This is a genomic window from Aeromicrobium sp. SP1 (genome assembly GCF_055663785.1).
Genome location: NZ_JBQVVK010000001.1, coordinates 565,517 through 578,311, shown reverse-complemented (window position 1 = coordinate 578,311; position 12,795 = coordinate 565,517). Strand labels below are relative to the sequence as shown.

Here is a 12,795-nt window from a genome sequence, read left to right as displayed (position 1 = left end):
ACACCCGCGCCGGTCACCGCCGCGTCATCTGCGCTTCGGCTCCGTGGGCGTGCCGATCAGGGGTGTCATCCATTGTCGGTCCGGATCGGTGTCGAGGAAGATCGCCTTGACCAGCAGGCTCATCGGTATCGCGATGATCGCGCCGATGCCGCCGAAGATCGCACCCCAGAACAACAGCGACAGGAAGCTCAACGTCGCCGACAGTCCGACCGCGTCGCCGACGACCCGCGGCTGGATGATCGTCTGCAGGACGAAGTTCACGACGCAGTAGACCGCGATGACCGCGAGCGCCCGGCCGAGACCGTGATCGATCCACGCGATGATCGCCGGCGGCACCAAGCCGATGATGAAGCCGACGTTCGGGATGTAGTTCGTCAGGAACGCCAGGATGCCCCACGTGATCGGGTCCTGGATGTCGAGCGCCCACAACGCGACCGTGTCGACGGCGGCGACCATCAGGCCGAAGACCGTCGAGACCAGCAGGTAGGACCGGGTGCCGTGGCCGAAGCGGCTGAACGCCTCGACGAGCCGGGCGCCGCGCTCCGGCAGCACGTCGAGCTGCTCGGTGAAGCTGCCCGCGTCCGTGACCGTGAAGAACAGCAGGATGATGAGGAAGAAGATCCCCGAGAGCACGCCCGCCAGTCCGCCGACGAGCTCCAGTCCGGTCTCCAGGATCGCCCCGACGTCGACCTGGCTCGCGATCGACTCGAGCTTCTTCTCGTCGAACCCGAACTCGGACGCCCGCGCGGCGAAGTCCTCCAGCTTGCCCCGCACGGCCGGCGCGTAGTCGACCATGATCGTGGCGAAGTGGGTGCCGACCGCGAGGATCGCCCACAGCATCCCGATGACGATCAGGTAGACCGCGACGACCGCGGCGATCGTGGCCACCCACTTCGGCGCTCCGCGCTTCTTGAGCTCACGACGCACCGGCTGCACCGCGATCGACAGCACGAGCGCCAGCATGACCGGCGCGATGATGTCGGAGAAGTAGCGCAGCCCCACCGCGACCAGCAGGGTCGCGGCGATCGTCACCATGATGAGGGAGCCCTGGGGCACGATCGGCCGCGGCGTCTCGGGGGTCGTCAAGTCGGACATGGGCTTACTCTGGCATCCGTCCGGGTGTCCCACCAGCATGCGCGCCGGACGGCATCACTCGTCGTTGACGCCGCGGGGCGCGGCGTCCCTCCCCCTCAGGATGACTAGGGTGAGCGAGATGTCACTGCCGCGCGAGGAACGAGGCCCCCGATGAGTTCGACCGATGCCCTCCATCCCGACCGTCGGCAAGGTGCGGACTACCTGAGGCTCGTGGCCCTCGGCGCCGCCATCGGCGTCCCGGCGGCGCTGCTCGCATCGGTGTTCCTCGCGCTCACGCACTGGATCGAGCACCTGCTGTGGACCGACCTGCCGGAGTCGCTCGGCGAGGACTCGGCGCCGTGGTGGCTCGTGCTGACCCTGCCGGTGCTCGGTGCGCTCGTGGTCGTGCTGGCCCGCCGCTTCCTGCCCGGTGACGGCGGGCACTCCCCCCTCGACGGCATCGGCGGCGGGACGACCCCGTGGCAGTACGCCCCCGGGATCGCGCTGGCCGCGATCGGCACGCTCGCATTCGGCGCCGTGCTCGGACCCGAGGCTCCGCTCATCGCGCTGGGCTCGGCCGTGGGCATGGCCGTCGTGCCGTTCGTGAAGCTCGACAAGACGTCCGAGAGCGTCCTCGCGACCGCAGGCTCGTTCTCCGCCGTGTCGGCCCTGTTCGGCGGACCCCTCGTCGCCGGCATGCTGCTGCTGGAGGGTGGGCTCGCCGCGGGCTCGGCCCTCATCCCGGCGCTGCTGCCGGGTCTGGCCGCGGCCGCCGTCGGCTACGTCCTGTTCGTCGGACTCGGCGACTGGGGTGGGATCGACACGGCCCCGCTCGCCGTCCCGAACCTGCCCACGTACGACGGAACGCGGATCCTCGACCTCCTCCTGGCGATCGTGGTCGGCGTGCTGACGGCCTTGCTGATCTCGCAGGTCAAGAACCTTGGTCGGTTCGTCGACCGCTCGGCGGCGTCCGGTGGCGACGGTCGCAAGTACGGCATCCTGCTGGCGGGCGGCCTGGCCGTGGGAGTGCTCGCGCTCATCGTCGAGGCCTTCGGCGCGGACTCGCACCAGCTGCTCTTCTCGGGTCAGGCGGCCGTGCCGGACACGCTCGCGGAGTCCAGCGTCGGGATCCTGCTGGTCGTGATCGCCGCGAAGGCGATCGGCTACGGCGTGTGCCTGGGCTGTGGCTTCCGCGGCGGCCCGGTCTTCCCGGCGATCTTCATCGGCGTCGCGATCGCCACGATCGGGAGCCTCGCGTTCGACAGCTCGATCACGTGGGCCCTCGCCGTGGGCGCGGCCGCGGGCGTCACGGCCGGCACCGGGCTCGTGTTCAGCTCGACCCTCTTCGCGATGCTGCTGACGGGCACGACCGGGTTCGACGCCATGCCCGCCGCCGTGTTCGCGGTGGTCGCGGCCTGGCTCACGAACGCCGCCCTGCGCCGTCGGGCCGGCGAGCCGGCCTCGGCCGGTCACTGATCCCGGCGCCGCCACTCCTGCGCGAGCTCCTGCAGGAACAGCGCCTCGACGAGCGCCATGTTCTCGATCTCGGTCGGGTCGACGCTCTCGTTCGGGGCGTGGATGAGGCACAACGGCTCCTCGACGCCGATGAGCATGATCTCCGCATCGGGGAACGTCTCCTGGAAGACGTTGCACAACGGGATCGACCCGCCCTGCCCCTGCGTGATGAGGTCCTTGCCGTACGCCGCGGCCATCGCGCGCGACATCGCCCGGTAGCCGGGACCGTCGAGCGAGCCGGTGAACGGTGATCCGTCGGCCTCCATCTCGATCTCGACGTCGACGTGCCACGGCGCGACGGCCTTGAGGTGCTCCACGAGCGCGGCCTGCGCCTGCTTGGCGTCCGTGCCCGGAGGGACGCGCAGGTTCAGTCGGGCGCGCGCCTCGGGCTGGATCGCCGCCGACGAGCCGACGACCGGAGGGCAGTCGATGCCGAGCACCGTCACGGCGGGGCGGGCCCAGACCATGTCGGACACGCGGCCGCTGCCGAGCAGGTCGACGCCGGGACGGACGGTCGCGTCGACGCGGAACTGGTCCGACGGGTAGTCGGCGCCATCCCATTCCTGGTCGCTCGCCAGACCCCGGATCGTCGTGTTGCCGGCGTTGTCGCGCAGCGTCGCGAGCATGTGGATCAGCGCGGCGAGCGCGTCGGGGGCGGCGCCACCGAACATGCCCGAGTGCATGGGGCTGCCGAGCGTGCGCACCGTGACCCACACGTTCGCGATGCCGCGCAGGCTCGTCGTGAGGCTCGGCTGACCGACCGCGAAGTTCCCTGTGTCCGCCACGATGATGACGTCGGCACGCAGCAGGTCGACATGGTCGGGCACGAACGCCTCGAGACCACCGGTGCCCTGCTCCTCCGATCCCTCTCCCACGATCTTGACGGTGACGGGCAGGTCGTCGCCGAGCGCACGCAGTGCCGTCAGGTGCATCGCGATGTTGCCCTTGCAGTCGGCGGCGCCACGGCCGTACCAGCGGCCGTCCTGCTCGGTCAGCTCCCACACGGGCGTGCGCCATGCCGCGTCGTCGAGCGGCGGCTGGACGTCGTGGTGGAAGTAGAGCAGGACCGTCGGCGCGTCGTCGGGTCCGGCCTTGCTGCCGCAGATCGCCTGGCTGCCGTCCGGCGTCTCGTGGCCGGCGGCGTCGGCGAAGCCCAGGGCGGAGAACGCCTGGACGGTGTGGTCGACCATGTCCTGGCACCCCTGGGGCGGGAACTGGGCCTCGTCGTGCACGGACCTGAAGCCGACCATGGTCCTCAGGTCGTCATGCGCCTGCGGCATGTTCGCGCGCACCCGCTCGCGCAGTTCGTCACTCATCGGTGGTTCCTTCCGTCGTGGCCTCGGTGCGGTGGTGCGTTGATGCCAGCACGAGCCTCAGCCACGCACCACGTCGCCGAACTCGAGGTTCTCCTTGAGGTCCTCCACCGACGGCACGGCGTCCGGGCAGTAGACCTTCGCGATCAGCACGTAGCCCTCGAGCACGCGCGCCGGCACCCGGGTGGGCCGGTAGTAGAACTCGCCGCCGACGCCGAGCCGGGTCTTCAGGTAGCCCTGGAGCAGGTCGCTGTCGGCGGCCACGCACACCGAGCCGCCGTCCTCGCCGAGGGTGCGGGCGACGGTCTCCGCGTCGACCGGGGTGGGCAGGCCGGCGGCCTCGTACGACTCGATGAGCTCCTCGGCCTTCGCCTCGGCCTCGTCGCTGGGACGGCCGTAGTTCCACGACACGAGCATGATGACGAGCAGGATCGCGAGGCCGCCGATCACGATCCACCACAGGGTGCGCTGGGAGTTCACGACGCCACCTCCGTCCCGTCCGCGCTGACCTTCCAACTGGGTTTGCGCAGCCACAGCAACAGACCCGGGACGATCAGCCCGAGCAGCAGGATGCCGCCGCCGACGATCCCGACGAAGGCCCACGGGCTGCCGGACCCGAACTGCGACGGCGGCACGAAGCTGATCGCGATCGCGGCCAGCGACGAGACGAAGCCGACGACGCACAGCAGCGGCAGCGCGGGCGCGCGATACCCGCGCGGGTGGTCGGGCTGGAGCTTGCGCAGTCGCCATGCCGCGACGAACAGCGACAGGTACACCAGCAGGTACACCGACGTCGTGATCGTCATGAAGATCCAGTACGCGTTCGACACGGCCGGCACGAGCGCGAACAGCAGCGCGAGGAGGGTCGTGACCCCGCCCTGCACGACGAGGATGTTCTCCTGCACGCCGGCGGCGTTCGTCCGCTGGAAGAACGGGGGCAGGTAGCCGCCCTCCTTGGCGACCAGCAGGAGGCTGCGCGACGGGCCGGACAGCCACGTCATGAAGCCGGCCAGTGACGCGATGACGATCGCCAGGCCGACGATCGGGGTCAGCCAGTCGATCCCGAAGTGGGCGAAGATCGTCTCGAACGCCTGCATGATCCCGGCGGTCAGACTGACCTCCTGCGACGGCACGATCCAGCTGATCGCGAGCGGCGGCAGGATCAGGATCAGCAGGACGAGCGCCACGGCGAGGAACATCGCCCGCGGGAACTCCGAGCCGGGCTTGCGCAGCTCGTTGACGTGGACGGCGTTCATCTCCATGCCCGAGTAGGCGCCGAAGTTGCTGACGATCAGCACGATGCTGGCGATGCCGGTCCAGGCCGGGAAGAGGTGGTCCGCGTCCATCGGTGCCGCCGAAGGGTTGCCCTGCATCAGGTAGGCGATACCGAGACCGACGAGCAGGATGCCGGGGATGAGCGTGCCGATCAGGACGCCGCTGGAGGCCAGCTTCGCGATGACGCCGATGCCGCCGCGCAGCGCGAGCAGGACGCCGAGCCAGTAGACCGCGATGATCACGACCGCGGTGTACACGCCGTTCGAGGCAAGGTCGGGACTGATGACGAACGCGAGCGTGCTGGCCACGAACGACAGCAGCGTCGGGTAGTAGAAGATCGTCATCGCGAACTGATGCCATGCGGCCGCGAAGCCCATCGACGGCGAGATCCCCTCGGTCACCCAGCGGTACACGCCGCCGGACCAGCCCGAGGCCAGCTCGGCCGAGACGAGCGCCGTCGGGACGAGGAACACGATCGCGGGCAGCACGTAGAGGAACACGCACGCGAGGCCGTAGACGGCCATCGTCGGCGCGGGCCGCAGGCTCGCGACCGACGAGACGGTCATCAACGCGAGGGCAGTCCACGTGACGTAGGACGGGCGCGACGCGGCGACCGTGGAACTCTCCACGGGCACCCCGTCGGCGGGAACACTGGCTGAGCTCATGGACGCCTCCCCCTGACCGTGACGTTCGAGGCGACCGCCCCGGCACCTCGAATCTCCCCTGCGTGACGTCCCTGCCGCCTCCCCCGGTCCGGGTGACTCACAGACCGCGCCACGCCCGCGTCGTGCGCCCGACCCGCTCCGCCCAGCCCGACCCGATGAGCACGCCGACGGCGATCGCGACGATGGACATCAGGGCGTTGATGAAGTCACCCAGACCGGCCGCCTGGTCGGGTCCCACCAGCTCGGCGACCCCGCGCAGCCCGAGAGCGCCGGGCACGAGGAGCCAGAAGGCCGGCAGGAACGTGACCATCGCCGGTGGGCCGCTCGGCCGCGCCTGGGCCCAGTACGCGACCGGGAACACGACCGCGCCCGCGACGAGGCTGCCGCCGAGCGAGCCGAGCAGCAGTCCCGCGCCGGACTGGGCGAGATACGCGACGTAGAGGACCAGCAGGAGCCAGCTCAGCGTGCGCCGCGGAGCCGACATCACGATGTACTGCCCGAGCGCGAACACGAGGACGCCGACCCACGGCACCCACTGGCCGAGCGGCTCGGAGACGTCGGCGGGCAGGTTCGACAGCCCCGCCAACTGGACGCCCACCGCGATCCCGAACGTCAGCAGCAGCAGGCGCTCGAGTCCGTAGACGAGCCGTGACGCCCCCGAGATCATCGAGGCGCTGGACAGCTCGACCGTCGCGATCGTGAGCGCGGCGCCGGGCAGGAACGTCACGAGCGCCGGGATGACGATGTCGATGGGCGCGACGCCCAGCCACGGGCCGGCGAACCGGAACGACAGGAAGCTCACGACGCCCGCCGTGAGCACCGGGAGCACGGGAGCCAGCACCGCATCGCGGTCCCCCCACCAGTGCAGCAGGCCGACGACCAGCCCGATTGCGACGTAGGCCGGGATCGCCGCGGCGGCAGGACTCATCATGAGGCCGAGTCCGAGCGTCACGATCGCCGTGCCCGCGACCGTCGTCAGCCGACCGAATCGCGGCGCGGCCCGGTCGAGCTCCTCGATCCGCTCGGCCGCCGCCGTCGGGTCGAGGTGGTGGTGCCGGATGTCGTCGACGATCCGGTAGAGCTCGTCGACCTGGTCCAGGCGCAGCGGTGCCGTCCTGCCGGCGGCGAAGTCCACCCGGGTCGACTCCCCCGTCTCGATCCGGACGAACACCCCCGTGGGCAGGACGAAGAAGTGCACGCCGTGCGCGCCGTAGACCCCGGCGACGTCGTCGAGGATCGCCGTGACCCGGTCGGCGGCGTCACCAGCGCGGCACATCGCGATGCCGAGCTCGCGCAGCACCGCCAGGACGGCCTCGGGCGGGGCCTGCGGCTCGAGCGGCTCCGGTCGCGGCGCGGGCGTTCCGCCGACGGCACGGGTCACCCGCCGCCACACGCGCTGGGCCTCCTCGCGCAGGTGGTCGCGGGCGGGCTCCTCGGTGGGCATCGGAGGTCAACTCGGGATCGTGACGACCTCGACGACCGAGATGCCCATGCTGCGCAGCAGGCTGATCATGCCCTGCAGCTCCTCCTGGTCGAAGACCTCTCCGGTGAGCATCGTCGAGGCAGGTTGGATGGTCGCGACCATCTGGGGGAACGCCTGGGACATCTCGTCGGAGAGAGTCGTGTCGACTCGGAGCATCATGCGCGTCATGGCCACCGCCTCATCGGTATCCCACGATAGGTCGGCCGGATGCAACTGCGATTCACGCAGAACGGGTGAGGACACGCCCGGGGCCGCCGCGGCCGCGCGGGGGCGCCGCGCGGGTCTACGGTCGACTCGTGGCGGACTTCGTTGCGAGGACGAGCGCCGACCTCCCGCGACTTCCGACCGCGTACGTGCCGCGCGCGCGCCTGTGGGCCGCGTTGGACGTGGCCGTCGCGGGTGCCGTGACCGTGCTGACCGGACCGAGTGGCACGGGCAAGACCCTCGGCGTGGCCGGGTGGGCGCGCCGCCGCCAGGAGACCAACCCCGTGGCGTGGCTGCGTGCCGACGCGGAGCTGGAACCCGGTCGGCTCGCGAGCATGCTGGACGGCGACCGGCTGCTCGTCATCGACGAGGCCCAGAACCTTTCCCTCGCGTGCCTGGAGCTGCTCGACGCACGCCTCGACACCGACCCACGATCGATGCGAGTCCTGCTCATGACGACGTGGGACCTGCCGTTCACGCGACTCGCCGCCGAACTCCTCGGTGACCTGACGATCCTGCGTGGCGACCTGCTGCTGCTCGACGAGGAGGAGTCGGTGACGCTCGTCGGCGCCCACCTCGCCGGCCATCCGGAGAGCCTCCCCACCGCCGCGGAGCTGGCCCGCACCGTCAACGAGCACGCCGGTGGCTGGGCGTCCGTCGTCGTGCTGACGGTCCGTGCGGTCGCCGGGTCGGCCGATCCCGTCGCACTCGCGCGGTCGTACGCGCAGCACGGCACGAGCCTGGCCGACCGGGTGGCCTCAGAGGCCTTCGGCCGCCTCGATCACGAGCAGCGCCATCTCCTGCTGTGCATCGGGGCGGAGCCCTACGTCACCGAGGAATCGGTCGTGCACCTCACCCTCGAGCCCACGGCCGGCGAGACGCTCGTCCGGCTCAGGCACTCGGGCCTGCTGGTCACGAGTCTGGCCACCGAGGGCGCGGAGCGACCGCGCTTCGCCGTCCACGCGCTGCTGGCCGAGGTGGTCCGCCGCCGGATCGTCGCCGGCGGAGCCGACGTCGCCCGGGCGCGAGCCGCCCTGACCTCGGCCGTGGCCCACGACGTCGCTCGACGCGACACGCGACGTGCCCTCGACCGGCTCGTCGCGGTCCGAGCGGCCGAGGACGTCGTGGCCCTGCTCACGACGTCCGGTCCGCGGCTGGTCGTCTCGGGCGACTCGGGCGCTCTCCGCGCCTGGGTCGCGACGCACGTCGACCTCGTCGCCGCGACGCCCGCGACGTGGTTCACGATCGCGTTCGACCGCTGGATCGCCGGCGACGTGAGCACGGCCATGGCGTGGCTGGATCGTCTGCTCACCCGATTCGCGTCCCATGGCGACATCTCGCCGATCGAGGCCACCGTCGCGCGGCTGCTGCGCGTGCGACTCGGCGTCGACCCGGTCGAGCCGGCGCTCGGCGACGGTGAGCGACTCCTGATCGCGACCGACAGCGCCACCCACGACGAGACCCTCCTCGTGCTGTTGCGCTACCACCTGTCCGCCACGTACGCGTGGCTCGGCGACCTCGAGCGCAGCGCGGCGCACGCCGCGGTGGCCGCCCGGGAGAGCCGGGTCCACGGTCTGCCCGCGCTCGAGATCCTCGCACGGACCGACCTGGCGCTGCTCGAGCTCGGCGAGGGACGGGTCCGGCAGTCTCGGGCCGAGTCGGCCCGCGCCAGGACACTGCTGGCCGAGCGCGCGAGTGCCCCCGCCCACGTCACGTCGCGGCTCGACCTGGCGGAGGCCCTCGCCGCGACCCACGACCCGACCGCGGACCAGGTCGCCCCCCGGTCCCACGACGGCCTCGTGTTCCACGAGGCGGATCGCGTCTGGCACTTCTCGGAGCCGATCCTGAGGTCCCGGCTGGCCCTCGCCGCCGGCTCGCTCGTCGACGCCGCGCTGGAGCTGATCGAGCCGACCGCTCCGGCACTGCCGGCACACCTCGAGGTCGTCCTCCTCTCGGAGCGGGCCCTCGTGGCCGGCCTGGGCGGCGACGTCGAGACCCTCGACCGCCTCGCCGCGGCGCTGTCGGACCTGGCCGCACCCGGCGAGGCCGCGGTGGTGCGGGCGCTCCGGGCGGACCGGGTCGCCGACCTGCGCGGGGCGTGCACCGAGCTGGAGCTCGCCACCGCAGCCGGCACCTCCACCTCACCTCCGGTCAGGGAGCTCGCGCGTGTCCTCAGGGCGCAGTTGCTCGATGCGCTCGGAGACACCCGGACGGCGCAGCACGAGCTCGCCACGGCGCTGGGCGCGACCGAGGTGACCGCGAACGCGCGACCGTTCGCGGACTGGTCCTGGCACGGCACCCGCGTCCACCGGCTGCTGGAGCGTCACGTGCACGCCCACCCGTCGGCGTGGGCCGAGGAGCTGCTGCGGGCCCGCACCGCGGCGCGCGGCCAGGCGCCTCTCGTCGCCAGGCTCGGGCCCGGCCGCCGCGCGCCCGACATCGACGCCGACGTGGGCACACCCGTGCCGATCCTGAGCCCGCGCGAGCAGGACGTGCTGTACGAGCTGGCCCGCGGCGCCACGTACGCGGACATCGCTGCCGCCCTGTTCGTGTCCCAGAACACGGTGAAGACGCACGTGTCGAGCCTGTACGCGAAGCTCGACGCCACGCGACGCAGTGAGGCGCTCTCGGCGGCCCGCGCGCTGCGGTTGATCTGACCCCGGCCGGCGTCCCGCATTTGAGTGAACACGTGTTCCACGACACGGTCGATCTTGTTGACTCGGGATGCTCCGACCTGACATCCTTTGGTGAACAGGTGTTCACTGAAGTCAACACCACTGCTGTCACCATCGACCCGACGGGAGCCCCATGGGACTGATCCGCAAGGCACTGGCCTCCTCGGCTGCCGCCAAGGTGACGTCGCCGCACACGCCGGACGACTACCTGACGCTGCTGCACCCGATGTGGACCGCCAAGGCCGTCCGCGGTCGCGTCGTCGACGTGATCCGCGAGACCGGTGCCGCGAGCACCGTGCTGATCAAGCCCAACGGCGCCTGGCGCGGGTTCGTCCCGGGTCAGCACGTCGAGTTCGGCGTCGAGGTCGAGGGCACCCGCCGCGTCCGCGTCTTCAGCGTCTCGAGCTCGGCCGAGCGCAAGGACGGCCTGTTCAGCGTCTCGGTCAAGGCCCACCCCGACGGCTACGTCTCGCAGTTCCTGCACGCCGGCGCGCTCGAGCGCGGCACCGTCGTCTACCTCTCCCCCGCCTCCGGCGACTTCGTGCTGCCGGAGCAGGTGCCCGACCACATCGTCCTGATCAGCGGCGGCTCGGGCGTCACGCCCGTCATGAGCATGCTGCGCACGCTCGCCGACCGTCGGCACGCCGGACGCGTCACGTTCCTGCACTACGCCCGCTCACGCGACGACGAGATGTTCTCGATCGAGCTCGATGCCCTGGCCGCCCTGCCCTTCGTCGACCTCGTGCGCGTCTACACGCGTGACCCCGAGCCGGGTGCCGACCTCGCCGGGCGGATCACGATCGACCACCTCAAGCACCTGGGCGTCGACCCGGCCAGCACTGCCACGTGGGTGTGCGGACCGGCCGGGCTGATCCAGACCGTGCGCGACCTCTACGACGACCTCGGCGCGAGCGACCAGCTCACCGCCGAGTACTTCAAGGTGCCGTCCGTCGACCTCGACGCCGAGGACGCCACCGGCACCGTCTCGTTCGACGCGAGCAGCGTCGCGGCCCCCAACTCCGGCGCCACGATCCTCGAGCAGGCCGAGGCCGCCGGACTGTCCCCCGCCTACGGCTGCCGCATGGGCGTGTGCAACACGTGTGCGGTCAAGAAGCTCCACGGCGCAGTGCGCCACGTCATCAGCGGTGAGGTCTGTGCCGACACCGACGAAACCATCAAGGTCTGCGTCAACGTCCCCGTGGGCGACGTCGCGGTCGCCCTCTGAAGGAGAGAAACGATGCCCAAGAACCGCCTGTTCACCCGCTCCACGCCGGCGCCGATCGCGCCGCTGAGCGCGCACGACCACAACCAGGCCCCGGTCCCGCTGGTCGATCTCTACGACCCGAACCGCAAGTCCACGATCGGCCTGGACGTCATGACGTACGAGCAGCTCGAGACCTTCGGCAACGAGCTCGACGCGGTCCGCCAGCGCGTGCTCGACGACCTCGGGCAGGTCGACGCGAACTACATCCGCCGCGTGCTGAAGGTCCAGAAGTGGTTCGAGGTCCTCGGCCGCATCGGCATCTTCCTGCCGATCTTCCCGCCGGCCTTCATCGCCGGCGTCGTGCTGCTCTCCATCTCGAAGATCCTCGAGAACATGGAGATCGGCCACAACGTCATGCACGGCCAGTACGACTGGATGAACGACCCGATGATCGACGGCCGGCGCTACGAGTGGGACAACGTCGCTCCTGCGCAGGACTGGAAGCACGGCCACAACTTCATCCACCACACGTACACCAACATCCACGGCATGGACCGCGACATCGGCTACGGGCTGCTGCGCATCGACGAGGACCAGCCGTGGTACCCGAACCACCGGTTCAACCTGATCAGCGCGTTCTTCCTCATGCTCTTCTTCGAGTGGGGCGTGATGTACCACGGCCTCGAGCTCGACGACTACCTCCACGGCCGCATGAGCAAGGAGGAGTTTAAGCAGCACCGGGCGCGCGCGCTGCGCAAGACCCGCCGCCAGGTGTTCAAGGACTACGTCGTCTACCCCGGCGTGGCCGCCCTGGCCGGACTGGCCCTGCCGGGCATCGGCTGGCAGGCCGGCCTGTGGGTCCTCGGCGCGAACGTCGTCGCGAACATCGCCCGCAACATCTGGGCCTTCCTGATCATCTTCTGCGGGCACTTCCCCGCGGGCGCCGAGACGTACACGGAGGAGGACGCGCAGAACGAGACGCGCGGCCAGTGGTACGTGCGCCAGCTCATGGGCTCGGCCAACATCTCCGGCTCGCGACTGCTGCACCTGATGTCGGGCAACCTGTCCCACCAGATCGAGCACCACCTGTTCCCCGACATCCCCGCGCGCCGCTACCGCGCCGTCAGCGTGGACGTGCGGCAGCTCGTCGAGAAGTACGGCCTGCGCTACAACACGGGACCGCTGCCCAAGCAGCTGTGGAGCGTCGCCAGCCAGCTGCGCAAGTACGCGAAGAAGCCGAGCGACCCGTACCAGGTCGGCAACTCGCCGGAGTCCAAGGCGCTCCGCCGCGCCAAGCGCGAGGCCAAGAGCGCGGCCCAGGCAGCCTGACGCGCTCCGGGACCGCGAGACTGTCCCGGTGACCACCACGACGGCGACCGGCCGCCTC

General features: G+C 70.9%; 10 protein-coding genes. 4 read left to right on the top strand and 6 right to left on the bottom strand.

Annotated elements, in window-relative coordinates; translation table 11 throughout:
* Positions 1 to 24: 24 nt before the first annotated feature.
* Positions 25 to 1,095 carry an AI-2E family transporter gene (locus ACT26F_RS02830; RefSeq protein ID WP_471668964.1) on the bottom strand — a complete coding sequence of 357 codons (1,071 nt, stop codon included), beginning with the start codon at positions 1,093 to 1,095 and terminating at the stop codon, positions 25 to 27.
* 150 nt (positions 1,096 to 1,245) lie between these two features.
* On the opposite strand from ACT26F_RS02830, the gene ACT26F_RS02825 reads away from it, so the two are divergent.
* The gene (locus tag ACT26F_RS02825) at positions 1,246 to 2,550 is read left to right on the top strand and encodes a chloride channel protein (RefSeq protein WP_471668963.1); all 1,305 of its coding nucleotides are present in this window, start codon (positions 1,246 to 1,248) and stop codon (positions 2,548 to 2,550) included.
* On the opposite strand, the gene ACT26F_RS02820 is transcribed toward ACT26F_RS02825, so the two are convergent.
* The 5 genes from ACT26F_RS02820 to ACT26F_RS02800 all read right to left on the bottom strand — a co-directional run bounded on the left by ACT26F_RS02820 (position 2,544) and on the right by ACT26F_RS02800 (position 7,493).
* Positions 2,544 to 3,905 (bottom strand): M20/M25/M40 family metallo-hydrolase, encoded by a 1,362-nt coding sequence (locus ACT26F_RS02820; protein WP_471668962.1) that lies wholly within the window; start codon positions 3,903 to 3,905, stop codon positions 2,544 to 2,546. The two genes, ACT26F_RS02825 and ACT26F_RS02820, sit on opposite strands and share 7 nt — an antisense overlap.
* A 57-nt stretch (positions 3,906 to 3,962) precedes the next feature.
* Complete coding sequence (locus ACT26F_RS02815) at positions 3,963 to 4,382, bottom strand: hypothetical protein (protein WP_471668960.1); 420 nt, start codon at positions 4,380 to 4,382, stop codon at positions 3,963 to 3,965.
* Complete coding sequence (locus ACT26F_RS02810; protein ID WP_471668959.1) at positions 4,379 to 5,842, bottom strand: APC family permease; 1,464 nt, start codon at positions 5,840 to 5,842, stop codon at positions 4,379 to 4,381. The genes ACT26F_RS02815 and ACT26F_RS02810 overlap by 4 nt, the downstream gene beginning before the upstream one ends.
* A gap of 97 nt (positions 5,843 to 5,939) precedes the next feature.
* Positions 5,940 to 7,286: a threonine/serine exporter family protein gene (locus ACT26F_RS02805; RefSeq protein WP_471668958.1), complete on the bottom strand. Its 1,347-nt coding sequence runs from the start codon at positions 7,284 to 7,286 to the stop codon at positions 5,940 to 5,942.
* 6 nt (positions 7,287 to 7,292) lie between these two features.
* On the bottom strand, positions 7,293 to 7,493 hold the full coding sequence (locus ACT26F_RS02800; protein ID WP_471668957.1) for a hypothetical protein: 201 nt from the start codon (positions 7,491 to 7,493) through the stop codon (positions 7,293 to 7,295).
* 128 nt (positions 7,494 to 7,621) lie between these two features.
* On the opposite strand from ACT26F_RS02800, the gene ACT26F_RS02795 reads away from it, so the two are divergent.
* From ACT26F_RS02795 to ACT26F_RS02785, 3 genes are all read left to right on the top strand, one after another.
* A complete protein-coding gene (locus ACT26F_RS02795) occupies positions 7,622 to 10,186 on the top strand; it encodes a LuxR C-terminal-related transcriptional regulator (protein ID WP_471668956.1) in 2,565 nt (854 codons plus the stop codon).
* Positions 10,187 to 10,337: 151 nt separating this feature from the next.
* Entirely contained in the window at positions 10,338 to 11,429 is a 1,092-nt protein-coding gene (locus ACT26F_RS02790) for a ferredoxin reductase (RefSeq protein ID WP_471668955.1), read from the top strand.
* A gap of 12 nt (positions 11,430 to 11,441) precedes the next feature.
* Positions 11,442 to 12,737 carry a fatty acid desaturase family protein gene (locus tag ACT26F_RS02785; RefSeq protein ID WP_471668954.1) on the top strand — a complete coding sequence of 432 codons (1,296 nt, stop codon included), beginning with the start codon at positions 11,442 to 11,444 and terminating at the stop codon, positions 12,735 to 12,737.
* The last annotated feature ends 58 nt before the right edge of the window (positions 12,738 to 12,795 follow it).